Origin of the sequence: Chryseobacterium sp. MYb7, assembly GCF_002979455.1 — a bacterium.
Lineage (GTDB): Bacteria > Bacteroidota > Bacteroidia > Flavobacteriales > Weeksellaceae > Chryseobacterium.
The window spans coordinates 66037-91222 of sequence record NZ_PCOU01000015.1; the positions used below are offsets into that span (position 1 = coordinate 66037).

Here is a 25186-nt window from a genome sequence, read left to right on the forward strand (position 1 = left end):
ATGTTGAATAATGTTTTGGCTTAATGATGAGTGATCATCTTAAGCCAATTTTTTATTAAAATAGCTTAAGACCAACGATTCCCACTACAATCAGCAATGCAGAAAGTAATCTTAAAATACTGGCTGAATCCTGGAAAAACAGAATCCCAACCAACAATGTTCCTACTGCACCAATTCCTGTCCAGACTGCATATGCAGTTCCGATCGGGATGCTTTTCTGGGCATACCAGAGAAATCCTCCGCTTATCGTCATACATAAGATTGAGAACATGATCCAGCTCCATTTATTATTTTCCGGCTGTTGAGATAATTTAAGCCCCAAAGGCCATCCAATTTCAAAAATTCCTGCGATAATTAATGCAATCCAGTTCATACTATTTGTTTTAATGATGTCTTAAAATGGGTTCTTTATTATAGAATATCACATCATAATTACTGTCACAAAATTACCGTTATCAATTCATATTGAATACCATAAAGTAGGTGACACCGCAAAAACTGGAGATAAAACGTCTTTTAAAGAAGATGAAACGTACCGTATTTTTTAATAAAATTTATCTTTGAATCTTACAAATATTGATACCTTTAAGCTGTAAATTAATCTTTTATACAGACCAATCTAATGCTGACAGACATTATTTCAACAGATCTCAACGTTATTTTTTGCGGAATCAATCCAGGTTTAAAATCATCCAATGATGGTTATCACTTTTCCGGAAGGAGTAACCGTTTTTGGAAAGTACTGCATCAGTCAGGTTTTACACCATATGAAATAGAAGCGGTACATGATACTTCTCTTCTGGATTTCGGATATGGACTGACTACTGCTGTGGCAAGAGCAACTTCGCGTGCAGATGAGCTTTCTAAGGAAGAATTTGATGAATCTCTTGAAAGTTTCAAATTAAAAATAACAAACTATCAACCGGAATATATTGCTTTTCTTGGTAAAGCAGCGTACAAGGCATTTTCTAAAAAGAAAGAAATTCTTTGGGGAGAACAGCCTGAAGACTTCTGTGGAGCAAAAGTATGGGTTTTACCGAATACCAGTGGTTTGAACCGTGGTTTTTCCCTTGACAATCTGGTTATTCATTATAAAGAGTTTTATGATTCGGTTCATGAATCCTGATATTTATACTTTATTGGGCTTGCTCACATATTTGTTTTCTTTTACAAAGAAACGCCAGGGCAAAAGAGCATCTTCCTGTGCATAAGCAACACCTATACGAGGTCCTGTAATGATTTCGTCCGGAGTATATGAAATACCATGATCCTCAATCCATATTTCATTTTCCGTTAAATCTTTTTTGTTGAATGACCGATCAATCCCCAATGCTTTGGATGCTGATCCCGGACCTGCAGAAATGGCTGGTTTAGAAGCCGGCATATTTCTCCTTAGTTCCATGATTTCTTTACCTATCAAAGGTTCTACAGCTCTCACCAGAACAGCATGAGGATCATCTTCCACAGAAGTTACTACATTGAAAAGGTGATGGATTCCATAACATAAATATACATAAGAAATTCCGCCCTGGCTGTATAATGTTTCTGTGCGGTCAGTTCGTCTTCCTCCATATGCATGGGAAGCTTTATCTTTAACGCCAAAATAGGCTTCTGTTTCTACAATGATTCCGGCTGTTGTTTCACCATTGATTTCCGTAAAAAGCACTTTTCCCAAAAGATCCTGAGCCAGAAACAGAACATCTTGATTGGAATAATAGGAGCGTGGTAGTTTCATGAATGATTTTAGAAATTATTCACTCAAATTTAGTCATAATCTTATAGAAATGGAAGTCCTTGGAAACGAAGTAGACAAAAGGTACCACAAAAAGGCACATTTCATAAAATAGTGATTAATTTGGCACATCCATTGTTTCTTATTATTTAACATCATTTTACACCACTATAAAAATTTATAGGTTTTGACACTTATTTTTCCCTGGAGCAATCCGGGGAATTTTTGTTTAATCCTACAACAAAAAAGTCCCACATCACTGTGAGACTTTTGTTATTTATCTTGCTCCCGGAGGGCAATGTTCTTTAAGATATTTAGTAAACAATGTTGTCAGGTGTAACGATGTTCCTTCTCCTTCATCAATAGCGTGGGTACGGTTAGGATAAGACATCAGCTGAAACTGTTTGTTGTATTTTACCAGTTCGTTGATGTATACTTCCGTATTCTGATAATGTACATTGTCATCACCTGTTCCGTGAATTAACAGAAGGTTTCCTTTTAAGTTTTTAGCATAAGATAATGGTGAACCCTTAACAAAATCTTCTCTGTTTTCCTGCGGAAGTCCCATATAACGCTCCTGATAGATATTATCGTAGAACAACTGATTGGCAACAGGAGCAATGGCAATACCCGTTTGGTAAATATCAGGATACTGTCCCAACAGGTTCAGGGTAGAAGAACCACCGCCGCTCCAGCCCCATACGGCAACTCTTGAAGTATCCACATATGGCCATTTTGCGAATAGGGCTTTGGCTCCCATGGCCTGATCACGGATATTCATCTGACCTATTTTTCGGTAGACAGATTTTCTCCATTCACGTCCTCTTGGAGCGGGTGTTCCACGGTTTTCAAGAGAAACATATAAATAGCCGTCTTCCGCCATATCTCCGGCATATAACCAATTCCAACCGGTATAAAATTCGTCTGTTACCGTTTGCATAGCAGGCTCTCCATAGACTGTAAAAACGATAGGATATTTTTTATTGGGATCAAAATTTTTAGGCTTCACTACCCAGCCATCTAATGTGACACCATCCTGAGTGGTAATCTGGAAGAACTCAGCTTTAGACTTAGCAGGATCAGCTTTTGCAGATCTTTTGGCAGCTACAAGCTCTTTATGTTCAGGAAGTGACACCACTGCATCTGCGGAAAATGCATTGATACTGTTATTGGTAAACATGGCAATCTTTCCATTAGGAGAAATGGTATATTCGTTGGATCCTTTATAGGCTTCAGGGGTCACTTTTTGAGCATTTCCTCCTTTCATGCTTACTTTATACAGGTATTTCTGAGTGGCGTTATTTGGAGAAGCTAAAAAGTAAATCTGTTTATTCTGCACATCAAAAAACTCCGGTTGAATCACATCAAAGGCATCTTTTGTAATCAATGTTTCTTTACCGTTCATATCTATTTTATAAATATGTCTCCATCCGTCTTTTTCAGAAAGCCACAAAAATTCTTTTCCATTATCAATCCAATCCCAACCTTTCGGATCATTGTCGTTCCAGCGGGATTTGATATCAATCCATGCTGCATCTGTTTCTGTATGAATGGTTTTACTGCTTCCGGAATTGGCATCTGCTACGATAATTTTACTTTGATTCTGTTTTCTGTTCAGTTGCTGAAGAATAACGGATTTAGAATCCAATACCCATTCCATTCTTGGAATATAGTTTTGCATTTCATCACCTGCAATATCAGCTTTTTTTGAAGATTTAGAGGCAAAATCATAAAACCAGATACTGCATCCAGAAGGGTTTTCTCCTACTTTTGGATATTCTACCGGTATAGTAAAAGAATACAGGCTGTCGGTATTATTGATCATCAGGAAGTTTTTCGTTCCTCGTGCATCCAGTTTCCAGTAAGCGATTTTACTCCCATCAGGAGACCATCTGAAGCCGTCCTGAGTTCCAAATTCTTCTTCATATACCCAGTCAAAAGTACCATTGATCATTCCATCCCTTCCATCTGTAGTAATCTTAGTCTGTTGATTGTTAGCAAGATCCTCAATATAAATATTATGCTTGGACACATAAGCCACTTTTTTACCGTCCGGTGAATACTTTGCAAACATCAGTGATGAAGCAGGTAATCCTTTTCCAAGCTGGGTAAGTTTTTTAGTATTTTTATCGAAAATCCAGTAATCTCCGCGGGTATTGTCTCTCCATACTTTTTTGGTATTGGCAAAAAGCAATAAACTTTTATCATCAGGGGATACCTGAAAACTCTGTACCTGAAGTGCTTCAGAACTTCCTGCAGGAACCAGCTCACTGCTGTTTAAAAGCGTCTGGTCTTTTCCGGGATGCAGTACATCCACAATTTCAACTCCTTTTTTAGTAAATGAATAATATGCATTGCCATCTGGTGTCCACTGTGTTTTCTGTGCTGCAAAAGGCGATAGACACAGAAAGTACAATGCAATGACTGTTAGTTTTTTTATGTTCTTCATAGATATTATTGGGATTAAGCTAAATGCTCAGCTCTGTAATTTTCAATGTCTTCAACTGTTTTAATCAATCCGTTACCCAAAAGCCTGTAGCCGTCGTCTGTAATCAGGAAATCATCTTCTACACGAATTCCTCCGAAGTTTCGGTATTCATTTACTTTATCATAATTAATAAAGTCTGCATTTTTATTTTCAGCCTGCCACATATCAATCAATTCTGGAATCAGATAAATGCCGGGCTCAACGGTTACTACAAAACCGGATTCCAGTTCTTTTCCTAAACGTAAAGATTTCAATCCGAATGTTTTGGTATCTTTTGGTTCTTCTTCAGTATAACCAATATATTGTTCTCCAAGGTCTTCCATATCGTGTACATCAAGTCCCATCATATGCCCCAGTCCGCATTGGAAAAACAGGGTATGGGCATGGTTTTTTACAGCGTTTTCAGGATTTCCTTTCATTAGTCCAAGATCAATAAGTCCTTCTACCAAATGCTGTGCAGCCTTCAAGTGGATATCTTTAAATCGTATTCCTGGTTTCAGAAGGTTTTGAGCTTGATTAAAAGCATTCAGAACCACTTCATACATTTCTTTTTGCTTTGTGGTAAAAGTCTTGCTCACAGGAAAGGTTCTGGTAAGATCCCCTGCATATCCCATCGCTGTTTCCGCTCCGGAATCATTCAGGAAAAGATCACCTTCTTTCATGGTATTAAGACGGTAATGATTATGAAGAATTCCCCCATTTATCGTTACGATAGGAGGATAAGACATCTGGCATTCTTTATTACCTGCAAGATGCTGGATGGCATTGGCAATTTCATATTCTTTCATTCCCGGTTTCGCTGCAAGCATTGCCAACAGATGCATTTCATTGGATACATTTACTGCCTGTTCTATCTGAACAATTTCCTGAGGTTCTTTAACGGAACGTTGCTTTACAATTGCTTTGATCACTTCTACAGAAGGCTGTAATTCAGCAATTTTAATCCCAAGAAGATCCGCCAGCAAAATTTTATTGGAAGACTGATACGGAGGAAGATAATGCACTTTTCTGCCGGAAGTCTGTGCTTTTACGATATATTGAGAAAGTTCCGCATAAGGACGTGTTTCCTGTACACCGGATTTCAGGCTTTTTTCTTTCAGGGTTTCCTGTCTGCCCATCCATACAATATCATCGATACTTAGTTCATCTCCGAAAACAATGGTCTTATTTTCATCAATATCAATAATAGCTGCAATGCGGGGTTCCTGAATTCCGAAATAGTATAAATAGGTACTGTCCTGACGGAAATAATAGGGGTTGTGCTCAAAGTTCACAGGGTTTTCGATATTTCCCAGAAACAATAAAATTCCGCTTTCTAAATTGGCTTGCAATACGGCTCTTCTATCCTGGTAGGTGGTTGCTGAAAACATATTATGAGTAGTTTTTTATTTAAAGGTTTAATGTACGATTTGTATCGTTGAAAGACGTCTTTGTTACAATAAAGTTTAGATTTTTATGATAGGTTCTTAGTTTATTTATGTAATTTTATCGTATTGCCCAATTTCATTATAAATTTACAATGCATTATAAAAACGATCCCATCATCATCCGCGAATTTACTCCGGAAGAATTTTCTTTATTTTCCACTCTTTTTCAAAATGAAAACGTTACCCGATATCTTCCTTACAAGACTCCCGAAGAATATAAGGAAATGTTCGATAAAGCATTAGCCGATTATAAAGAAGGCCCCTTCAGCAGATGGGGAATATTTAATGCTCAGACTCAGGATTTTGTAGGAATGTGTCTTGCCAGAGTTTTTCTAGACAACCCTGAACAAATAGAAATAGGGTATACCCTGGGAGAAAATTACTGGGGTAAAGGACTTGGAACCGAGGTCTGCAAAGCACTTGTTGACTACTGTTCCTCACTAAATCGTAAAAAAGATATTGTTGCAGTAACCGATCTTGATAATATCGGATCACAAAAAGTACTTCTGAAAAGCGGCTTCAACAGAATTGAAAATCTGATTCGCGAGGATAAAGAACTTGCTTACTTTATTTTACAGAAAGAGTAAACTTGTGTCTCATATTACAAACGAAAGTCTTTAAATTCCCCTCCTGTGGGGGGGGTGGCGAAAATTCAAAGAATTTTTGACGGGGTGGTTTTATATATTTCCACTTTCAACTTCTTCGCCATAAAACATTTCATTTATCAGATAATTTATCATAACTTGCAGAGATTATGATGTCGAAACGTTGCAAATATGCGCTTAAAGCAATGGTCAGATTAGCAAGGAATTATAACCAGGGCTTTCTGCCAACCTCCGTTATTGCACAAGACGAGAACATCCCCAAGAAATTTCTGGAACAAATTCTTCTCGAACTTAAAAGAGCCAAACTTGTCAATAGTAAACAAGGTAAGGTAGGAGGGTATTACCTTCTAAAATCACCTGATGAGGTCTCATTAGCAGATATTTACCGTATTTTCGATGGTCCTATTGCGCTTACACCATGCGTTTCTTTAAACTTTTACGAAGCCTGTGACGATTGTGTAGATGAAGCAGTCTGTTATCTGAGAAAAGAGTTAATGATCGTTCGTGAAAAGACCAGAACAAGCATGATGGAAGCCACTCTGACTAAGTTTATCAATAACAAATAAAATTTTTTTTATTTAAATTCTACCATTTTGATAGGAGTTATAGAATTTTATATATATTTGCAAGACTTAAATCTCAATTCAAAATGAATAACAGTCTGAAAAATGAATTCGAAAATCTTGTAAAAGAGGCTAATGAAGCTTCTTTTCAAACAAATGGGCTGCAAATATTGACTGAAAGATTCCCGGACAAAGTGATCTTTTCAACCAGTTTCAGTTACGAAGACCAGGTCATCACTCATCTGATAAAAGATTTAAATATTGAAATATTCACCCTGGATACGGGAAGACTTTTTGAGCAGACCTATGAAACCTGGACATCCACTAAGGCTTTTTTTAAAAAGAGCATCAAAGCCTATTATCCGGATATGGAAGAGCTCAGAGAATTTGTAACAGAAAATGGTCCTGATTCTTTTTATCAATCTGTAGAAAAGAGGAAAGCATGCTGTACCATCCGAAAAGTTCACCCATTAAGAAAAGCACTGGAAGGCTATGAAGTATGGATTACCGGTCTGAGATCTGAACATTCTGCGAACAGACAGAATATGCCACAGCTGGAATGGGATCCGGATAATAAAATCATAAAATTTCATCCCATCCTTCACTGGACGACAGAACAGGTGACAACGTATGTAAAAGATCATCATTTGCCTTACAATCACCTTCATAAAAAAGGATTTGTAAGCATAGGATGCGAGCCTTGTACCAGAGCAATCAAAGAAGGGGAAGATTTCAGAGCCGGCCGCTGGTGGTGGGAAGATGCCAACAAAAAAGAATGCGGTCTGCATATTCATCAATAAAAAAAGAAAAAAATGTCAATACATCAGTTAAACTATTTAGATCAGTTAGAAGCCGAATCTATTTATATATTAAGAGAAGTAGCGGGTCAGTTTGAACGTCCGGCTTTATTATTTAGCGGAGGAAAAGACAGTATTGTACTTGCTCATCTGGCCAAAAAAGCATTCTTCCATGGGAAAATCCCGTTTAAGTTTGTTCATGTAGATACCGGACACAACTTTCAGGAGGTATTGGATTTCCGTGATCAGCTGGTAAAACAGTTAGACGTGAATCTGGTAGTCAGAAAAGTGGAAGACACTATAAAAAGTAAAAAATTAACTGAGGCTAAAGGTAAATTCCCAAGTAGAAACTGGCTGCAAACCTACACGCTACTTGATACGATTGAAGAATTTGAATTTGATGCCTGCATCGGAGGAGCCAGAAGAGATGAAGAAAAAGCAAGAGCGAAAGAAAGAATCTTCTCAGTTCGTGATGAATTCGGGCAGTGGGATCCTAAATTGCAACGTCCGGAGCTGTGGAATATTTTCAACGGAAAAATCCATAAAGGAGAAAATGTAAGAGTTTTCCCAATCAGCAACTGGACAGAGCTTGACATCTGGAACTACATCCGCAGAGAAAAAATTGCTCTCCCTTCCATCTATTTCTCGCATGAAAGAGAAGTAATCGACTTTAACGGACAGTGGCTTGCCAATTCAACACATGTCGTGTTAGAACCGGAAGATATCATTACTACCAAGAAAATTCGTTACCGTACCGTAGGAGACATGACATGCACTGCTGCTGTAGAATCTAATGCGGTAACAATAGATGCTGTCATAGAAGAAATAGTAGCAACCAGAATTTCAGAACGTGGCGAAACCAGAATTGATGACAGGGTAACAGAAGCCGCCATGGAAGACCGAAAAAAAGGAGGCTATTTCTAAATAAGCAATCAGCGATGAGTAATAAGTATTAGGATAAACACCTTTACTTCTTAAACAGCAAAATATTACTCATTGCCCATTACTCATTACTTATAATTACAATCGGATGGATATATTAAGATTTATAACAGCAGGAAGCGTAGATGATGGTAAAAGCACCCTTATCGGAAGACTGCTTTACGATAGCAAAAGTATTTTACAGGACCAATTGGAAGTCCTTGAAAAACATTCTAAAAACAAAAATGAAGACGGAGTAGACCTTGCCCTTTTAACAGACGGTCTGCGCGCAGAAAGAGAGCAGGGAATAACGATTGATGTTGCCTACCGCTATTTTTCAACCGCAAAAAGGAAATTTATCATTGCTGATGCTCCGGGACATGTGCAATATACCCGTAATATGATCACCGGAGCATCCAATTCTGATCTAATGGTTATTCTGATTGATGCCCGAAAAGGTGTCATTGAGCAGACCAGAAGACATTCCATCATCGCTTCTTTATTACAGTTGAAGAAAGTTGCTGTAGCCATCAACAAAATGGATATGGTAGATTATTCCGAAGAAGTTTTTGAAAATATAAAATCAGAATATTCAAAAATTGCAGAAAATCTGGGATTGAATGAGGTAAGTTATTTCCCAATCTCTGCATTAAAAGGAGATAATATTGTCTCAAAATCGTCCAGAACAGATTGGTACGAAGGAAATTCACTTTTGGAATACCTTGAAGAAGTAACGATCAATGAAGAAAAAAATAATGGAAGCCGTTTTCAGGTTCAGTATGTCATCCGCCCTCAAACAGAAGAATTGCATGATTACAGAGGATATGCCGGACAAATATTAAGTGGAAAATTCACAAAAGGAGATAAAATCCACATTCTTCCTGCAGATCTAACCACTGAAATCACCAAAATTGAGATCAATGGTATTGAAAAAGAAGAAGCCTTTGAAGGCCAGCCAGCTGTGATCCACCTTGCTCATGATGTAGATATCAGCAGAGGAGATATTTTTGCCACGGAAGAACATGTTCCGGCCGTTGAAAAAGACCTTGAAATTCTTTTATGCTGGCTTGATCAAAAACCTTTGCAGCCAGGAAATAAATACCTTCTGCAACAGAACAGTAGACTTGTAAAAGCAGTGGTAAAAGAGGTAGACTACAAGATCAATGTTAATACCCTTATCCGGGAGCAGACTGATGGCGAAATTAAACTGAACGAAATTGTAAAAGTTACACTCCGTACAGCACAGCCTCTGGTTTACGACAGCTTTACCCATAATAAAACAACGGGCTCGGCCATTTTGGTGGATGAAACGTCCAATTCAACGGTAGCAGCCTGTATAATTCAATAGAAAAATGGCAATTTCCGATCAATTAATACAAAGAATCCATCAGACCAAACAAAATAATATTCATGGATTCTTTGATAAAATAAAGACAAAAAAATGGGTAAAGGATTTGTATGAAACACTCTTCCTTCCTCAGAATGACAATACTGAAGATCAGCTGAAAAGAAATTTTGAAGCATTACAGGAAACACTTTCAGACCTTATCAATACGGTAACAGGAGATAAAAATCTTACTGAAAAACAGGTCAGTCAGTTTTTTGAGGCTTTACCGGAGCTTTATAATCAATTGGTTCTGGATGCAAAATCTATTTTGGAATTTGATCCGGCCGCAGATTCTCTGGAAGAAGTATACCTGGCATATCCCGGCTTTTTTGCCACGTATGCCTACCGTATTTCGCACCAGCTTTGGACTCAGAAAGTGAAAATTTTACCCCGTGTCATTTCTGAATATGCCCACAGTAAAACCGGAATTGACATTCACCCCGGAGCCACCATTGGAAAGTCTTTTTTTATTGATCACGGAACAGGAATTGTGATCGGAGAAACAACCATTATCGGAAACAATGTCAAAATCTATCAGGGAGTAACCCTCGGAGCCTTGAATGTTTCCAAAGAAAAAGCCCATCAGAAAAGGCATCCCAATATTGAAGATGATGTGATTATCTACTCGGGAGCCACTATTCTGGGAGGAGAAACCACCATAGGCAGAGAAAGTGTCATAGGAGGAAATGTGTGGGTAACACAGGATGTCCCCGCCAACTCTCTGGTCTACCATAAAAGTGAAATAAAAATAAAGGATAATAGCTCATTACCGGAATCATTAACCTTTGTGATCTAAAAAAATAAAAAGTACATTGATATGAAATTTCAGAATGCATTACAAACGATTGGAAATACACCCGTCGTGAAAATTAATAAGCTCTTCAGTTCAGATCATGAAATCTGGATCAAACTTGAAAAAAACAACCCTGGCGGAAGTATTAAAGACAGAATTGGATTAGCAATGATCGAAGATGCGGAAGCCAAAGGATTATTAAATAAAGACAGCGTTATCATAGAGCCTACCAGTGGAAATACAGGAATAGGACTCGCTTTGGTAGCTGCCGTCAAAGGATACAAGCTCATCCTTGTCATGCCGGAAAGCATGAGCATAGAACGCCGTAAAATCATGGAAGCCTACGGAGCAGAATTCGTATTGACTCCAAGAGAAAAAGGGATGAAAGGTGCTATTGAAAAAGCTAATGAATTGGCTGAAGAAACGCCCAATTCGTGGATTCCAAGACAGTTTGACAACCCTGCCAATGTAAAAGTACACGTAGAAACCACCGCTCAGGAAATTTTAAAAGACTTTCCAGACGGTCTGGATTACATTATTACAGGAGTAGGAACCGGAGGACATATCACTGGAATCGCAAAAACGGTAAAAGAAAAGTACCCTAACCTGAAAGTAATTGCTGTAGAACCGGAATTATCCCCTGTATTAAGCGGAGGAAGCCCGGCACCACATCCATTACAGGGATTAGGAGCAGGATTTGTTCCTTCCATTCTGGATATTACCCTTCTAGATGGAGTGATTACAGTAGGTAAAGAAGAAGCTTATGAATATGCCCTTAATGCCGCTAAAAAAGAAGGTCTTTTTGTTGGAGTTTCCACAGGAGCCGCTTTAGCAGCCATTGCAAAACATTTACCGGAAATACAACCTAACGCTAAAATCCTTACCATCAATTACGATACCGGAGAAAGATATCTGTCCGTAGAAGGACTCTTCTAAATCCTTAATTAACACCTACTTCAATGAAAACAAATATAAAATCACCAAAGGTCTATCTTATCGGTGCAGGGCCCGGCAATCCTGAACTGATCACTGTAAAAGCAGTAAAAGCTATTGCAGAAGCAGATGTCATTTTATGTGACCGCCTTGTAAGTCCAGAAATTCTGGAAACCTACGTTAATGAAAACACAGAAATCATTTATGTAGGAAAAGAATGCAGCAAAAATGCGTCCACCCCTCAGTCTCATATCAATGCTTTGATGGTGGAATATGCCTTTCAGAATAAAACTATTGTAAGACTGAAAGGAGGCGATGTTTCCATATTTTCCAATATTCTGGATGAATTGCAGGCTTTAAAACAGAATAATATTCCCTACGAAATTATTCCGGGAATTACAGCAGCTTTAGGAGCAGCAGCATTTGCAGGGATGCCTTTAACAGCCAGAGGATATTCCACATCCGTTCGTTTTCTGACGTATTATAAATCAGAGATCGTAAGTGAAGAATACTGGAAAGAGCTTGCTTCTACCAATGATACCCTTGTTTTCTATATGTCTAAAGGAAATCTTACCCCTCTAGTGGAAAAATTGAAAGCACTTCACATTTCAGGTGATAAAAAAATTGCAGTCATTGAACAGGCTACGACTCCTTTTCAAAAAGTGTACACATCATCATTTGATGATTTTAATGAAAAATTCGGAGATAAGAACTTTGCTTCACCTTCTTTAGTTGTTGTGGGTAAAATTGTGAATCTCCATGAAGAGTTTTCATGGCTTAAAGATGCAGAGCAGGAAGGTCTTTATTTCAAATCAGTGGAAAACGGAAGTCTAATCCCTACAACTCAAAATTTCTTTGAATATGCTGTCTGAAACTAAATTAAATATATTAAAACAAATATCCGGAGACCTCTCCAGAGACGAAGCCATCTGGGCTAGCGGATACCTTGCCGGCATTGCCGGAGTATCTTCACTTACAGCCGTTTTGCCACCACAAGAAAAGAATACTATTGCACAGAATGCTGTAAAGAAAATAACGTTGGCTTATGGTACGGAAACCGGAAACAGTAAAAAGCTCGCTACCACGCTGGCAGGTATCGTTAAGAAAAAAGGAGTTCAGGTAAAACTGGCTGATCTTTCCCAATATAAGCCAAAAGATTTGGCTAAAGAAGAATTCTTTTTCGTAGTCATAAGTACTCAGGGAGAAGGTGAACCACCAGCTCTAGCCAAAAAATTCTACGATTATATTTATGAAAATGAAATAAATCTTAGCGGACTAAAATTCGGAGTGCTGGCCTTGGGAGACAGCAGTTATCCTTTGTTCTGCCAAACCGGAGAAGATGTAGATTCGCGTTTTGAAATATTGGGAGCTCAGCGTCTCATTCCGTTAAAGAAATGTGATATTGATTATGAGCAGGAAGCTTCCCACTGGATAGAACATGTATTCGAAACGGTTCATAAAAATGCTGGTCAGAGTAAAAAAAATGTTTCAGCTCCAAAGGTTTCTACCGGAAGAAAGAAATATCAGGGAAAAGTTTCAGCTATCATTAATCTGAACGATATTACCTCTGAAAAAGAAACGTATCACATTGAAATTGAAACAGAAGAAGTACTTACATACCAACCTGGTGCATCTTTAGGAGTGATTCCATTCAATTCAAAAACGGTTGTCCATGAAATTATTACTCTCACAGGAATTGATCCTCAGAAACAGATCGAAACAGCAAAGATTACGGATTCTGTAGAAGAACTCCTGCACAAACATCTTAACATCAGCTATCTGCTTAAATCTGTTGTTGCTCAATATGCGAAAATAACAGGACATTCCATTCCGGAGGTCAGATTAAGCCTTCTTGATCTGCTTAGGATTTATCCGGTAAAAAATGCAGATGAATTTGAAGAAATTATTCAGGTATTAACCGCTCAGGCACCCCGTCTCTATTCAATTTCATCTTCTCTGGAAGCTCATGGGGATACGGAGATTCATATTACCGTTGCCCGGTCAGAATTCTTTATTGACCATCAGAAACATAATGGATTATGCAGCGGTTTTCTGAGTGAATTCAAGGAAGGAGAAAAGGTAGATTTTTATATTCAGGATGCAGGACACTTCAAATTACCGGAAGCTGATAAAGACATTATTATGATCGGCCCAGGAACAGGAATAGCCCCTTTCAGATCATTCCTTTGGGAGCGTGATGCAACAGGAGCGGAAGGAAGAAACTGGCTGTTTTTCGGGGACAGAAGCTTTGTATCAGATTTTCTTTACCAGGCAGAACTTCAGGATTTTCTTAAAACGGGTAGTCTGACTCATTTAGACCTCGCTTTTTCAAGAGATACAGCTGAAAAAGTATATGTTCAGCACAGATTGGAACAAAAAGCACAGGAAGTTTTTTACTGGCTGGAAGGCGGAGCATCTGTATATGTGTGCGGAGCCAAAGAACCAATGGCTCGTGACGTAGAACAAACACTTCTCACAATCATTCAGAATGAAGGAAAAAGAAGCAAAGAAGATGCAGCCCTTTATCTGGAAGAAATGGAGCTTAGCGGCAGATATGCCAAAGATGTTTATTAAATGAGATAAAGAAGTACTCGTAAAAAATTAAAGGAAATAATTATGAACAATGATAAAGAAAACCTTTCACCGGTAGAAAGGATTAAAACCAGCAGTAACGGGCTTAGAGGATCTTTAAAAGAAAGCCTTGCTGATAACTTTACCGGAGCCATTAGGGAAGATGACCAGACTCTGATCAAATTTCATGGAATGTACCAACAGGACGACAGAGACCGTAGGGAAGAACGTGTCTCCAAAAAACTGGAATGGTTATATTCTTATATGATCAGACTAAGGCTTCCCGGTGGCTTTTTAACTCCTGAACAATGGGTGGGATTGAATGAAACCGCTGAAGATCATTCCACAGGAACCATAAAAGTAACCACAAGACAAACCATTCAGCTGCATGGTATTTTAAAATCTCATTTAAGACCTACCATTCAGAGCTTCAATCTTCAGCATCTGGATTCTATTGCCGCTTGTGGAGACGTCAACAGAAATGTAACGTGTACAGCCAACCCTTCGGAATCTCCTTTACAGCAGGAAGCTTACGAACTGGCAGGAAAAATCAGTGAGATGTGTCTTCCAAAAACTAAATCTTATTATGATATCTGGATTGATGATGAACTTCTGGTTGATCGTAAAGCAGAAGAAGATCCTCTGTATCAGGACAGGTATCTTCCGAGAAAGTTGAAAATAGGAATTGCCGTTCCACCCAATAATGATGTGGATGTATTCATCAATGATATTGCCTTAATTGCTATTATCGAAAATGATAAAATCGTTGGTTACAACATTGCTGCCGGAGGAGGACTGGGAGCAACCCACGGAAATGAAGCTACTTATGCCCGTCTTGCCTCTGTTCTTGGATTTGTAGATACCGAAGAAAAAGTATTGAAGACTGTGTACGAAATCATCACGGTTCAAAGAGACTTCGGAAACAGAAGCGACCGGAAATTATCAAGATTAAAATATACAATTGATAAATTAGGTATCGACCAGTACAGAGCGGAAGTAGAAAAAAGAACAGGTTTCAGTTTTGAACCTGCCAGAGAATTTAAGTTTGAACAGCGAAAAGACCGCTATGGCTGGATTCAAAATCATGAAGGAAAATGGTTTTATACTGTATTTGTAGAGCACGGAAGAATTCTTAACACAGAGGAATATCCTTTAAAATCAGGATTATTAAAAATCGCACAAACTGGAAAAGCTAATTTCCGTTTTACCTGTAACCAGAATCTTATTCTTGCTGATATTGACGAAAAAGATAAACCAGAAATTGAACATATTTTAAAAGAGCACGGAATTTCAGAATATACCAATGGAGCAAGCGCCTTACGTAAAAACTCTGTTGCCTGTGTGGCCCTGAACACTTGTTCATTGGCTTTGGCAGAAGCACAGCGTTATCTACCTTCTTTGGTCACGAAAATAGAACCTATTCTTGAAAAATATGGTCTGCTGGAAGATGACATTACCATCCGTATGACCGGTTGTCCTAACGGCTGTGGAAGGTCTCCCAATGCCGAAATCGGATTTGTGGGGACAGCTTATGGGAAATATAATCTCCACATTGGAGGGGACCGTTTAGGAATGCGACTAAATACAAAATTTAAAGAAAATATTGGTGAGGAAGAAATTCTTACCACTCTGGATGAACTTTTCGGAATATATGTACAGAAAAGACTTGCAGAAGAAACATTTGGCGATTTTTCATACCGTTATTTACACACCTTAAATTAATTATATGGCTAATTTTCATTATGATCTGAAAAAAAACAAAAAAAATCAACCTCTTCTTTTAGGCGGACGAATGTGTATGTGTTGTTGATTCTTAAATAACAATACATACAAAGCTGTTTGAAATAGTAAAGCATCTTAGTTCACTACTTAAATAAATCAAACCATTAAGGCAATAAAGTTATTAAGGAAAGTTAAGGTAAAATCCAATGATTTTTTAAGAACTGTTCTTTAATGCGAAGCGCTCTTAAATACCTTAAAATCTTATCAATTCTTAATGGTTTAAAAACTTTTATGTTTTATTTAAAAAATTCAGACAGCTTCATTCTCAACCTAAAAAATGAAGAAAAAATGAAAAACAAAAAGCAGGGAAATTTTTTACCAAAAGCAGGTATTATTGCATTCACATTTCTATTCTTTAACCTCGCAGAAGCTCAGCAGCAACTTATAGAGCTTAGCGGAAGCATCAAAAATACAGATACACGCAAAAGTCTTGACTCTGTAAAAATACAGATCGAAAATACACAGGACATTGCATTAACTGATAAGCTGGGGAATTTTAAGCTCAGAACCAGAGTTACCATTCCATTTCGGGTAATGGTTCAAAAAGATGGTTTCACGAGTCAAACTGTTGAAATTCTTTCTCCTTCCAACAAAATAACAATAGGGTTAAATCCACAAAATACAATTATTGATGATGTCGTGATTTCTGCTTCCAGAGTTCCGGAAAAGATATTAAGATCTCCGATTGCTATTGAAAAAATTGATATTAAAACCATCAGAGAAAGTCCTGCAGCCTCATTCTATGAAACATTGGAAAATGTAAAGGGGCTACAGCTTTTAACCTCAAGTCTTACATTGAAAATTCCTAATTCGAGAGGTTTCAATTCGCCTAACAATTTCCGATTCATGCAGCTGGTAGACGGAGTAGATGTACAGTCGGCAACGTTGGGAGTACCATTAGGAAATGCAATAGGTCCTACCGAACTGGATATCCAGTCTATGGAAGTCACTCCCGGAGCCGCTTCAGCATTGTACGGGATGAATGCCATCAACGGATTGGCAAGTTTACAGACCAAAGATCCGTTTACTTCTGAAGGAATAAGCCTTTATTTCCGTGGCGGGGTGAATCATGTAGACAATGTCAATCATAAAATAAGTTCTCTGGGAGAAAGTGCCATTCGTTTTGCAAAAGTCATCAATAAAAACTTTGCGGTAAAAGTTAATGCATCCTATTTCAGCGGAACAGACTGGATCTCCAACAATTTGACTGATCAGAATCCAGGATCTTTGGTTACAGCAAATCCTAATTTCGCTTTGGTTAATAATCCGGCGGAAGACCTTTGGAATAAATACGGCGACGAAAGAAACAACCGTGTAGCTGTAAAAGTAGACTATAATGGGAAACCAACTACATTCAATGTTTCAAGAACAGGATATCTGGAGAAAGATCTTGTAAGTCCGGATGTGAAAAATATCAAATTTGATGCGGGATTGTATTATCGTTTCGGAGATCAGTGGAGAACATCTTATGTGTATCGTTATGGTTTACTGGACGGAACTTTCCAGAGAGGAAATAAAATCCGTTTGCAGAATGCTACTGTTCAGAACCACAAAATAGAACTGACAGGAAAGGAACTTACTTTCAGGGCTTATGTCTCGATAGAAAATACAGGAGATTCTTATAATCTGAAACCTTTGGCAGATAATCTTGATCTCACTAATCTTTCCAATACCAACTGGAGAAATATATTCCAAACAGCTCTTCAGAATAATCTGAATGCAGGAGCCAATCTTAATGACGCTTTTATTCTTGCTCGCCAACAGGCAGATAAAAACAGAGTCGTACCGGGAACTGCAGCCTTCGAACAGTTGAAAAATACCATTATCGGAATCAACAACTGGGATTCCGCCAATGGAGGCGTAGCAGGAGCTCCGGCAACAGGAGGGGCTAAACTTGAACAGAAATCCCGTTTCTATCAGGGCGAACTTACCTACGATTTCAGCAGGTTTGTGAAGATCTTCAACCTTCTTGCTGGTGTAGATTACCGTTTGTACAGTATTACTCCGGATGGAAACAATTTTGTTGATTTCGACCGTCCTGTGAATGAAAGAAACATTCCTTTAGCCAACGGCACCTTTGGGAAAGATGTTATTTATCAGAAATATGGAGCTTTTGCTCAGATTACCAAGCTTTTCTTTAATGATAAATTAAAAATCAATGCTGCTTTACGGATCGACAGAAACCCGGAATTTGAAGCCAAATTAAATCCGAGAATCAGTGTTGTCTATTCTCCGGTTAAAGAGCATAATTTCAGAGCTTCTTTTCAGAACGGATATCGTTTTCCATCCTTGTTTGAAGCACTTTCTTTCGTAAACAACGGAAATGTAAGAAGAGTGGGAGGTCTTTCAAAAGTAAATGACGGATTAGGTTATCTGGAAAATTCCTATACACTGGCTTCCATTGATAGATTCACTTCAGCCGTGAATTCAGATGTAGATGCCGGGAAAACCCAAGCTCAGGCCGCTCAGGATAATAAGCAACTTCTAACCGTAGCCAATCTGCAGAAGTTACAGCCGGAAAAAATCAATTCATTTGAAGTAGGATATAAGTCTACTTTTTTCAATAATAAACTGGTACTGGACTGGGATTTCTATTACAACATTTATGAAGGATTCCTTGGGCAGGTAGAAGTAGCGGTTCCAAAAAACAGCCAGGTAGGAAGCAATACTGCTGTTCTTGCAATGCTGGATCGAAGCAAACAGGATCGATACAGGGTATATACCAACAGCAACAACACCTACAAAAGCTATGGAACCTCTTTAGGAATTCGTTATAATATTACAGGAAATTATAATGTGAACACCAATGTTTCTTATAATGATCTTGCTTCCAATAATTCTTCAGACCTGTTTATCACCGCTTTCAATACCCCGAAATGGATGGTAAATGTAAGTGTAGGAAATAGAGAAATTGTTAAAAATATAGGGTTTACCCTTGTGGCAAGATGGCAGAGTGGCTTTATGTGGGAAAGTCCTTTAGCATCAGGAGCAATTCCGGCTTATTACACGATTGATGCTCAGGCCACATGGAAGCTTCCTGAAATTCGTGCGAATATTAAAATTGGAGCCACCAATTTACTGAACCGTCGTTATTTCCAGTATGCAGCAGGTCCTGAAATCGGAGGACTATATTATCTCGCTTTTACTTATGATTTAAAACTGTAATCAGGATGAGTAATTCATTATATCCCATATTTTTAAAACTTGAAAACCTGTCACTGCTGATCATCGGCGGTGGCAAGGTCGCTCTTGAAAAACTGGAATCCGTATTGGGGAATTCTCCGGAGACGTCTATCAAACTGGTGGCAAAAGAGATTATTCCTGAGGTAAGAACCTTACAAAATCAGTTTTCCAATATAACAATGCATGAAAGAGCATATGATGACCATGATTTTAATGATGCCGATCTCGCCATTATTGCAGTGAATGATATTGCATTGGCTGGGGAAATCAGAGAAAAAGCCCAGAAAAAAAATGTACTGGTCAATATTGCAGACAAGCCAGATTTGTGTGATTTTTATTTAGGTTCCATTGTTAAAAAGGGAAGTCTCAAAATTGCCATTTCCACCAATGGAAAGTCCCCGACCATTGCTAAAAGATTAAGGGAAACCTTTACAGAAATTATTCCAGATGAAATGGATCATGTATTGGATAATATGCAGAATATTCGCAATCAGCTCACCGGAGATTTCAATTATAAGGTTAAAGAACTCAACAAAATTACTACAGAATATCTGTCTGACGGAAAAGCTGCTGCAAAACCGGACATGGAAATTGAAAAGCTGATCAATATTACCAAAACTGCCCAGAGAAAAGCTAATATTTACCTTGCTATTATTGGAGTTTTGCTCCTTTTTGGATTATTTGGACTTGTGGTGTACCAGTTCAATCTTTCCAGTGATATTCAGTATTTTCTGAATAAGGATGGTCATATTTTTTACTGGATGCTGTTTGCCGGTTTTATGGCAGAAATTGTTGCGGGATCTATGGGAATGGGCTATGGAGTCATATGTACCACGATACTTTTACTGCTGAATGTCCCGCCACCCGTTGTGAGTGCAAGCATTCACTCTGCGGAGTCTTTTACTACTGCGGCCGGAAGTTTCAGTCATTATAAACTGGGAAATGTCAATAAAAAAATGGTGTGGGTCTTGTTCCCGCTGGCTATTGTAGGGTCTGTTATCGGTGCATTAACGCTGTCTCATTATGGCGAAGAATATGCTCATATTGTAAAACCCATTATTGCCTGCTACACATTATACCTTGGGATCAATATCTTAAGAAATGCATTTAAAGATAAAAAATCAGGACAAGCTAAGGTGAAACACAGAACTAATCTCAGAGTATTGGGATTGGTAGGTGGTTTTATTGATTCCTTTGCAGGAGGCGGTTGGGGGCCATTGGTGACCGGAACCCTGATCAAAGAGGGGAGGATTCCCCGTTATGTAGTGGGAAGTTCTACTGTTGCCAAGTTTTTGCTGACCATTACCAGTGCCATTACATTCATTTTTACTATTGGTATTCATCACTGGAATATTGTTTTAGGGCTTTTGCTGGGTGGTGTTTTTACGGCTCCTTTTTCGGCAATGCTTACCTCAAAACTTCCAACGAAGAAAATGTTTGTTGTGGTGGGAATAGTAGTGATCCTGATGAGTCTTGTTACCATAACAAAATCAATGTTGTCATCATAAACCGATTATAATCAAGCTTCGTAAAAAGCGTGTTTTTTTAACGCAAAGATTTTAATGTTTTACTTTATTTTGAGGCATCATAGGGGAAAATCAATGATACAGTCTGTTGACATTATATCATTACTCATTTTTAGTAAAAATCTGAAATCATTAAAACTTTGCGTTTTTTATTTTTTTTAAATGAAAGTGTTTTTGATTGAAAGATCTTCCCAACTTCAGATGCTTGTGTAGTGCAGTGATGGAGGTTGCTTTTTCGGGAGCTTTCATTTTATATTTTGTTTTTACCACCCGTCAAAAATTCTTTATCTTCGTCATCCCTCCAAAAGAGTGGAATGTTTTTCCCTTGGGGTATCGGTATGGTATTCATGTTTCTAAGTTACCTTTTTTAAGGTGATTATTTTGCTGTTTGCTGCTCTTTTTTAATCTGTTCAATTCCCTGTCTGTAAGTGGTTATCCGAAATTCCGGGAATTTTTTTCTGAATTTTGAATCATCAAAGAGATTGTCATATTGATATCTCGGAAAAAGCTCCTGTAGCTCTTTTGCGTTTTTATTGAATAAAGACCCTATGGTAAAAGCCAGCTTCGGAATTACAGAATATTTGAATTCTTTTCCATAAATCTGAGAGGTCAATGCAATGAATTCTTTGTAGGTCAGTTTATGATCATCTACCGGTAAATGCCATGTCTGTCCATAAGCCTCCGGAGTATTTCCGATTAAAGCAGTTGCTCGGCTTGCGTCCGGAGTCCAGATCAGGCTTCGAAGTTTATCATCTCTTAACGGAACTTTCAGTTTTTTATCCTCTTTAATGGCATTGAAAATAAGACTATTGGTAATACTTTGTGTCTTTCCAGGACCATAAAATTCAGGAGCTCTGCAGATGACTGCATTTATTGTTCCGGCTTGCATCTCTGCCAAAAGCATGTCTGCCATTTTTTTTCTTACAATTCCTTTTCTTCCTACGGGATCAAATCCTGTTTGTTCCGTTAAAATCTTTTGATCTTGAGGATACATATAGGTATTGTCAAAAAATACCAGTTTGGTACCATTGATTGTACAAGCTTCAATGACGTTTCTCAAGATTGTCAGGAACTGCTTTTCCCACAGATCAGTATCCATAGGAAGTCCAAGAGTGAAGTAAGCGATTTCACTTCCTTTCACGGCTTCAATCGCCTTTTCTCTGTCTGATAAATCGGCAGAGAAGACGGTGTCAGTATCATTTACTTTTTTAGCGTTTCTGCTGACAATACGAATGTCTGAGGTATAATTTCTCTTCAGTTCTCTTGCCAGTTCTTCGCCAATCTGTCCATTGGCTCCTAATATAGTTTGCATTGTTTTCTATTTTTGAGAGTTATGTGCTGCATTGAAAATAAATAGAATACTTTCAATTGCTTTTATTTCTGATGCAAAATTCGGGCATAACTATAAAAACAGAGTAGCTGAATCTATGAAAGTTGTAACATAATCTCTGATGACATACAAAAGCCGGAAAAGAAAAGTTTAACAATGTTCGAATAATATATAGTATTCTTTTCGTTTCCTTTACTTTTCCGGCTCTTAGAATTTTCTTTTATCATTTCCTGTCTAAAGCCAGATAATTGTCATCTATTCTGCTGATCAGAATGTAAAACAAACCTGCATAGATCATCTGAATACCCATTGCTTCCCAATTTTCGATGGTACTGCTTCCAAAAAGCAGCAGAATAATCAGAGAAGCTCCGGCTATAGTGGCGATACGGGTTTTAAAACCAATCATTAGCAGTAATCCGATGATAAATTCCAAAAAGGGGAGTGTAACTCCGAACAGATGCACCAATGACTGTGGAAGCCAGCTTGTTTCAAAACCTTTCATCATTCCTGATGCAAAGTCCTGTAGTTTTACGAGGCGAACCAATCCGTGTCCTAAAAGGTTGACTCCCATAGATACACGAAGGAAAAAATAGGCTGTTTTTGTATTCATAGAGGTATGTTTTTGGGGTTGAGAGATGGAAGTTATATTGGTTTTAAAAATATTTTCCTGCATCCAGCTTCCTTACTTATTAAACTTTTCTTCGCTATTATCAATTGGAGTATCAGGATCATTCATCACCATTTTGGCAATATCATCCTTTCTCATAAAGACTACGCCCTGTTTTTCTTTGGTATATTTGATGAATTCCTCCATTGCATGCACCATAGCGGGTGTTCCACCAATTCTGTCGTGAAAGCTGATACTCATCATTCTTCTCTTTGAAGCTCCTTCCTCATAAAGACGATCAAATTCAAATTTCAGCTGTGCCAGAAACTGATCAGGGCTCCAGTGTTTTCCTTCAATATTAACAATGTCATTATTACGTAATGTATAAGGAATGACAACGAAATTCTTCCCTTTTACTTTGGTAATGAAAGGCTCATCATGGCTTAAGTCATCTATGTGATACAGAAAACCAAGTTCCTGTAATACTTTCAGGGTGTTTGGGCTTCTTCTGAGCCAGTTCGCATTATAACCAACCGCTTTCTTACCTGTGATCTTTTCAACAACATCTACACCTTTCTTTACAAAACTCAGTTCCTCAGCATAGCTTTTATTCCACTGATTATCCCACGCAATACCATGAGCTGCAATTTCATGCCCTCCGTTTGCAATGGCTTTGGCCACTTCGGGGTACCTTTCAGCAGCAGTTCCTACGATATGGGATGTTACTTTAATATCATACTTTTTCCATAAATCCAGCATACGGTAAATGCCTTCATTTCCTCCATAGCGATACCAGCTTTCTGCCGGAAGATCGGGCTGGCCTTTAGGCAGGGGGGTTCCGCTGAAAGGACTTTCTGCACCCTCAGGTTGCCCGCCTGTTTCAAACTGCATAGAAACAGAAATAACCAATTGAGCCCTATTAGGCCAATATTTTTTTACTGAAACCTGTTTTTCATCATGTTGCTTTTTTTCTGTTTTATCCCTATCATGATGATCAGAAAAGGACATCAAAACAATTGTTGAAGCAAGCAATAATACTGATTCTTTTATGTATTTCATTTTTAATGTATTGATTGGACAAAATTGAGAAATAACCCATCAGCATTTATTGTAAAAATTAATGGTAAATTTGTAAAAATCCATTCCCCTATGAAGCGAATTGTTAATTTTAACTCTTTTAATGTTTTCAGTATAGAAAAGGAAATCTGGGATGTTGAGTATCATAACCATAACTTTTATGAATTGATTATTATAGAAAACGGGAAAGGATTTCATCATCTTAATGATATTACCTTTCCTTACAAAAAAGGAGATGTTTTTCTCCTAAGGCCCAGCGATGGTCATGAATTTTCGATTAAGAGCAAGACAAAATTCATTTATATAAAATTTACAGAACAATATATCTGGGAAGACCTTTTGTCTAATAAAAAGAATGAATTAAAAAAGGTGGTTCAGCTCCTGATGGAAGATCACTCTTTTGTGTATGAATCGGTGATTAAAAGTAAAACAGATAGAATACACCTGTTACAGCTTGCCCGAATCCTTCTGCATGAATTCAGTCATAAAAACACTTATAGCAAAGAGATAACTGCTGACCTCTTTTCCAGCATTATTACGATTCTGATCCGGAATACAATGCAAAATGCAACTACAAAAAAATTGATCGCCCAAAATGTAAGCAGAATTGAAAGGATCTTGTATTATATTAATGTTAATGCTTTGGATGCAGATAAAATGAAAATTGAAAACCTAGCCAAAGAGTTTATGCTTTCACCAAATTATATCAGTATTTACATTAAAAAACAGACAAGTTTTTCAATACAGCAGCATATTATTCAGCATAAAATAAAAACAGCAGAAAAACTTTTACTCCAGAGTTATTATAATATCAGTGAGATTGCTGATAAACTGGGTTTTAATGATGCCAGCCATTTCAATAAAATATTCAAAACGTATAAAGAAATATCTCCTTCCGAATTTAAAAAGAGATCAATAGTAAAGTAATTGGTTAAGAGATATATGGGTTCAGGAATTCAATTTATCTTTTGATACCAATCGCCTTTAATGCACTGGATGTTAAAAAGATATCATCAAAAACAGCAAGTGATTCTACGTCAATGAATCCTGAAGGAATCAGATCATTTTTATTAAAAGACAATTCAATGGAAGCGTCATATGCAGCAATGATTCTCACTTTTGAATATCCATTGTAATCTACTTTGAATGCTTCAAACATACAGTTTTGCTCAGCCTTCTGATATTCAGCATATTCTTCAAATCCCGCAATGTCTGTTCTTTTTCCGTCATTATGATCGAGAGATTTCCACTCAAAATAATTTTTAGGCTCTTTCAGAATATTTCCTTTTGGATCTACAGGAACAAACATTCCAAGGGTCAAACGCTTCTTTAAAAAATTGGCATAATTATTCATCAGATTTAAAATCTGAAGATCGGCATATCCTTCGTGTGAATAATATTCCAGCACGAAAGTGGTCATCGGAATCAGCTTATGAGAAGCATCAGTCGGCATATAGAGTCTTT

The 25186-nt window shown here is 37.8% G+C and carries 22 protein-coding genes; 14 read left to right on the plus strand and 8 right to left on the minus strand.

Annotation, left to right across the window (positions count from 1 at the left end):
* Positions 1-55: 55 nt before the first annotated feature.
* Positions 56-373 carry a DMT family transporter gene (locus CQ046_RS13280; RefSeq protein WP_105702718.1) on the minus strand — a complete coding sequence of 106 codons (318 nt, stop codon included), beginning with the start codon at positions 371-373 and terminating at the stop codon, positions 56-58.
* Positions 374-622: 249 nt separating this feature from the next.
* Between CQ046_RS13280 and mug the strand changes: the two genes are divergently transcribed.
* Positions 623-1126, plus strand: a complete 504-nt coding sequence (gene mug / locus CQ046_RS13285; protein ID WP_105702719.1) for a G/U mismatch-specific DNA glycosylase — start codon at positions 623-625, stop codon at positions 1124-1126.
* Positions 1127-1129: 3 nt separating this feature from the next.
* Here the strand turns inward: mug and CQ046_RS13290 are convergent, their stop codons facing one another.
* From CQ046_RS13290 to CQ046_RS13300, 3 genes are all read right to left on the minus strand, one after another.
* Positions 1130-1735 carry a DNA-3-methyladenine glycosylase gene (locus CQ046_RS13290; protein ID WP_105702721.1) on the minus strand — a complete coding sequence of 202 codons (606 nt, stop codon included), beginning with the start codon at positions 1733-1735 and terminating at the stop codon, positions 1130-1132.
* A 274-nt stretch (positions 1736-2009) separates the two neighbouring features.
* Complete coding sequence (locus tag CQ046_RS13295) at positions 2010-4181, minus strand: S9 family peptidase (protein WP_105702722.1); 2172 nt, start codon at positions 4179-4181, stop codon at positions 2010-2012.
* A gap of 14 nt (positions 4182-4195) precedes the next feature.
* Positions 4196-5590, minus strand: a complete 1395-nt coding sequence (locus CQ046_RS13300) for an aminopeptidase P family protein (protein WP_105702723.1) — start codon at positions 5588-5590, stop codon at positions 4196-4198.
* Positions 5591-5739: 149 nt separating this feature from the next.
* Between CQ046_RS13300 and CQ046_RS13305 the strand changes: the two genes are divergently transcribed.
* The 12 genes from CQ046_RS13305 (at position 5740) to CQ046_RS13360 (ending at position 20690) form a co-directional block, all read left to right on the plus strand.
* On the plus strand, positions 5740-6234 hold the full coding sequence (locus CQ046_RS13305; protein ID WP_105702724.1) for a GNAT family N-acetyltransferase: 495 nt from the start codon (positions 5740-5742) through the stop codon (positions 6232-6234).
* 167 nt (positions 6235-6401) lie between these two features.
* Positions 6402-6818, plus strand: coding sequence for an RrF2 family transcriptional regulator (locus CQ046_RS13310; protein WP_027372388.1), 417 nt, complete (start codon positions 6402-6404; stop codon positions 6816-6818).
* A gap of 83 nt (positions 6819-6901) precedes the next feature.
* The gene (locus CQ046_RS13315; protein WP_105702726.1) at positions 6902-7615 is read left to right on the plus strand and encodes a phosphoadenylyl-sulfate reductase; all 714 of its coding nucleotides are present in this window, start codon (positions 6902-6904) and stop codon (positions 7613-7615) included.
* A 12-nt stretch (positions 7616-7627) separates the two neighbouring features.
* Positions 7628-8536, plus strand: a complete 909-nt coding sequence (gene cysD, locus CQ046_RS13320; RefSeq protein ID WP_105702727.1) for a sulfate adenylyltransferase subunit CysD — start codon at positions 7628-7630, stop codon at positions 8534-8536.
* 106 nt (positions 8537-8642) lie between these two features.
* Positions 8643-9881: a sulfate adenylyltransferase subunit 1 gene (locus tag CQ046_RS13325; protein WP_105702728.1), complete on the plus strand. Its 1239-nt coding sequence runs from the start codon at positions 8643-8645 to the stop codon at positions 9879-9881.
* Between the two features lie 4 nt (positions 9882-9885).
* Positions 9886-10716 carry a serine O-acetyltransferase EpsC gene (gene epsC, locus CQ046_RS13330; protein WP_105702730.1) on the plus strand — a complete coding sequence of 277 codons (831 nt, stop codon included), beginning with the start codon at positions 9886-9888 and terminating at the stop codon, positions 10714-10716.
* Positions 10717-10737: 21 nt separating this feature from the next.
* Positions 10738-11649: a cysteine synthase A gene (cysK, locus tag CQ046_RS13335; protein WP_105702731.1), complete on the plus strand. Its 912-nt coding sequence runs from the start codon at positions 10738-10740 to the stop codon at positions 11647-11649.
* A gap of 23 nt (positions 11650-11672) precedes the next feature.
* Positions 11673-12518 (plus strand): uroporphyrinogen-III C-methyltransferase, encoded by an 846-nt coding sequence (gene cobA, locus CQ046_RS13340; RefSeq protein WP_105702732.1) that lies wholly within the window; start codon positions 11673-11675, stop codon positions 12516-12518.
* Positions 12508-14220 carry a sulfite reductase flavoprotein subunit alpha gene (locus CQ046_RS13345; RefSeq protein ID WP_105702733.1) on the plus strand — a complete coding sequence of 571 codons (1713 nt, stop codon included), beginning with the start codon at positions 12508-12510 and terminating at the stop codon, positions 14218-14220. The genes cobA and CQ046_RS13345 overlap by 11 nt, the downstream gene beginning before the upstream one ends.
* Positions 14221-14262: 42 nt before the next feature.
* Complete coding sequence (locus tag CQ046_RS13350; RefSeq protein WP_105702735.1) at positions 14263-15939, plus strand: NADPH-dependent assimilatory sulfite reductase hemoprotein subunit; 1677 nt, start codon at positions 14263-14265, stop codon at positions 15937-15939.
* 348 nt (positions 15940-16287) lie between these two features.
* On the plus strand, positions 16288-19164 hold the full coding sequence (locus CQ046_RS13355; RefSeq protein ID WP_105702783.1) for a TonB-dependent receptor: 2877 nt from the start codon (positions 16288-16290) through the stop codon (positions 19162-19164).
* 5 nt (positions 19165-19169) lie between these two features.
* Positions 19170-20690 carry a TSUP family transporter gene (locus CQ046_RS13360; protein WP_105702736.1) on the plus strand — a complete coding sequence of 507 codons (1521 nt, stop codon included), beginning with the start codon at positions 19170-19172 and terminating at the stop codon, positions 20688-20690.
* A gap of 394 nt (positions 20691-21084) precedes the next feature.
* Here CQ046_RS13360 and CQ046_RS13365 read toward each other — a convergent pair whose 3' ends face one another.
* The 3 genes from CQ046_RS13365 to CQ046_RS13375 form a co-directional block, all read right to left on the minus strand.
* Positions 21085-22020, minus strand: a complete 936-nt coding sequence (locus CQ046_RS13365; RefSeq protein WP_105702737.1) for an NAD-dependent epimerase/dehydratase family protein — start codon at positions 22018-22020, stop codon at positions 21085-21087.
* A 241-nt stretch (positions 22021-22261) separates the two neighbouring features.
* Positions 22262-22648: a MauE/DoxX family redox-associated membrane protein gene (locus CQ046_RS13370; RefSeq protein WP_165790516.1), complete on the minus strand. Its 387-nt coding sequence runs from the start codon at positions 22646-22648 to the stop codon at positions 22262-22264.
* A 72-nt stretch (positions 22649-22720) separates the two neighbouring features.
* Complete coding sequence (locus CQ046_RS13375; RefSeq protein WP_105702739.1) at positions 22721-23704, minus strand: polysaccharide deacetylase family protein; 984 nt, start codon at positions 23702-23704, stop codon at positions 22721-22723.
* A gap of 90 nt (positions 23705-23794) precedes the next feature.
* Between CQ046_RS13375 and CQ046_RS13380 the strand changes: the two genes are divergently transcribed.
* Positions 23795-24649, plus strand: coding sequence for an AraC family transcriptional regulator (locus tag CQ046_RS13380; protein WP_123906616.1), 855 nt, complete (start codon positions 23795-23797; stop codon positions 24647-24649).
* A 34-nt stretch (positions 24650-24683) separates the two neighbouring features.
* On the opposite strand, the gene CQ046_RS13385 is transcribed toward CQ046_RS13380, so the two are convergent.
* The gene (locus CQ046_RS13385) at positions 24684-25175 is read right to left on the minus strand and encodes a hypothetical protein (RefSeq protein WP_105702742.1); all 492 of its coding nucleotides are present in this window, start codon (positions 25173-25175) and stop codon (positions 24684-24686) included.
* Positions 25176-25186 lie beyond the last annotated feature (11 nt).